This is a genomic window from uncultured Rikenella sp., assembly GCF_910579375.1.
Classification (GTDB): domain Bacteria; phylum Bacteroidota; class Bacteroidia; order Bacteroidales; family Rikenellaceae; genus Rikenella.
Genome location: NZ_CAJTUJ010000223.1, coordinates 1 through 1,884, shown reverse-complemented (window position 1 = coordinate 1,884; position 1,884 = coordinate 1). Strand labels below are relative to the sequence as shown.

The 1,884-nt window shown below is 58.0% G+C and carries 2 protein-coding genes; one reads left to right on the top strand and one right to left on the bottom strand.

Going from position 1 to position 1,884, the window contains the following annotated elements; translation table 11 throughout:
- Positions 1–384: 384 nt before the first annotated feature.
- A complete protein-coding gene (rsmA, locus tag QZ302_RS09885) occupies positions 385–1,197 on the bottom strand; it encodes a 16S rRNA (adenine(1518)-N(6)/adenine(1519)-N(6))-dimethyltransferase RsmA (RefSeq protein WP_294594932.1) in 813 nt (270 codons plus the stop codon).
- Positions 1,198–1,206: 9 nt separating this feature from the next.
- On the opposite strand from rsmA, the gene QZ302_RS09880 reads away from it, so the two are divergent.
- Positions 1,207–1,437, top strand: coding sequence for a hypothetical protein (locus tag QZ302_RS09880; RefSeq protein ID WP_294594931.1), 231 nt, complete (start codon positions 1,207–1,209; stop codon positions 1,435–1,437).
- Positions 1,438–1,884: the final 447 nt, after the last annotated feature.

The window sequence follows — 1,884 nt, the reverse complement described above, 5'->3', positions numbered from 1 at the left end:
CGGATTGGCCGAGTGCCAACCGGCAGAATATACCATCTTAAGCGGGCGGGCGACGGAGTTTGCGCGCAGTTCTTTATTCGCGCGCCTTAGGAGGGAAATCTTGTCAAAACGCGCCAGCGCATTTTGACGATTTCCCTCCTAAGGCGTGGCACGCGTCTTTAACTACAGGAGGGTACTGCGCTCGGGCCGCGCGGGCCCCACGTCCCGTGGACGGGCGAAACTGCGTTTCGCTAAGGCAGCCTTGGTCCAACTCTCTGTCCGCGCGCTGACCAATAAGGCAAAGATAACCCGAACAAAACACCCAACGGGTGCGTGGACGAGAAATGCTCGCGCATTTCCACTGACAGCCTCTACCCCGAAAAGAGCCAAGGCTGCCCTAAAAGTCTATCCCCTCACCGCCTCCACCCACCGGGTCAGTTCTACGAATTGTGCTACGCTCAATGTTTCAGGTCGCAAGCCGAAAAACGGATGCGCCTCCACCCTCCCCTCTGCCACCGCACACAACACTTCGGGAAACGATGCCCCCAACGAATTCCGGATCGTCTTCCGCCGCTGATTGAAAGTAGCCTTGACAATCTTCCGAAACAATTCCTCGTCGCACCCGAGTTCCGTTACGCCGTTCCTTCGCAACCGAATCACGGCGCTCTGCACCTTAGGTGGCGGATTGAAAACACCCGGCGGCACGGTGAACAGATATTCGATATCGTAATAGGCCTGCAACAACACGCTGAGGATTCCGTACTCCTTCCCGCCCGGCGAAGCTGCCAGCCGAACGGCGACTTCTCGCTGAATCATCCCCACGACTTCCGGAATCCGATCCTTGAAATCAAGGACTTTAAAAAATATCTGCGACGAAATATTATACGGAAAATTCCCGATAATCCCCACCCCCTGCGGATAAAGTGCCGCCAAATCGAGGCGCAGAAAATCGCCTTCGAGAATATTCAGGTTCGGATAGTGCACCCGCAGGTACTCCACGCTCTCGGTATCTATCTCCGCGACGGTCAGCCGATCGCCGTAAACCGGCAACAAATATTGGGTCAACACGCCCATCCCGGGTCCGACCTCCAACACCTTTTCCCGGACAATCCGCTCGTCGTCGCCTACATAAAGCGCTTCGGCAATCCGCCGGGCAATGTTCTGATCGGTCAAAAAGTGTTGACCTAAATATTTTTTCGCTCTGACTTCCAAGTGCAGCAGATTAAAATGACAAAACTAAATCTTCTTTTTCCCGCATCTCCCGCCCCGGGCTTCCGCGACGCGGGGAACAATGGATTGTTGGGCGAACTGTTGGGTGTCGGCAACTACGGATACAACTGGTCTTCTGCATCCAGCGGAACCAATGGCGTGAGTTTGAGTTGCCTTATGACACACCTCAACCCCGGCGGGCCGAATTACCGAGGCATCGGTTTTCAGTTGCGTTGCCTCTCGGAATAAACGGGTACCCACAGGGTGTTTGATTGCCAGCCTCTACCCCAAATAATCGGGCTGCCTCTACCCTACTTTGGTTTGACCTTGGGCGGCCGGCCCACGCGTCTTGTTGAGGCAGTTCGCCGCCAGCGGAGAGCAGCAACGAGCTCCGACGAGTTGCAGCCCTCCGCGTGGGGTGGCGGCGGACTGCGTGGCTCTGCGAGCCGCAGAAGCCCGGCCCATTCGTCCTCGGGCGCGCGCCGGCACCCGCCTATGGCGTCCTCGCTCTCAGTTCAAGCGGTCGAAGCCTGCGGGGCCCAAAGCAACGTCAGTTGCGGGCCTCCGCTGCGGGAGGCTTCGGCCCGCGCGACTCTGCGAGTCGCAGAAGCACGGCCCAAAGCATCGCCCCGTGTCTACCTCACTGCGGCTCCGCTTTCGCTCCGCCGCGTTTACCGTCGCCCGCGGCAATTCTTG

Bases quoted from the DNA above. Each gene is read 5' to 3' on its own strand.
- QZ302_RS09880 (WP_294594931.1), top strand. From the start codon at position 1,207: ATGACAAAACTAAATCTTCTTTTTCCCGCATCTCCCGCCCCGGGCTTC.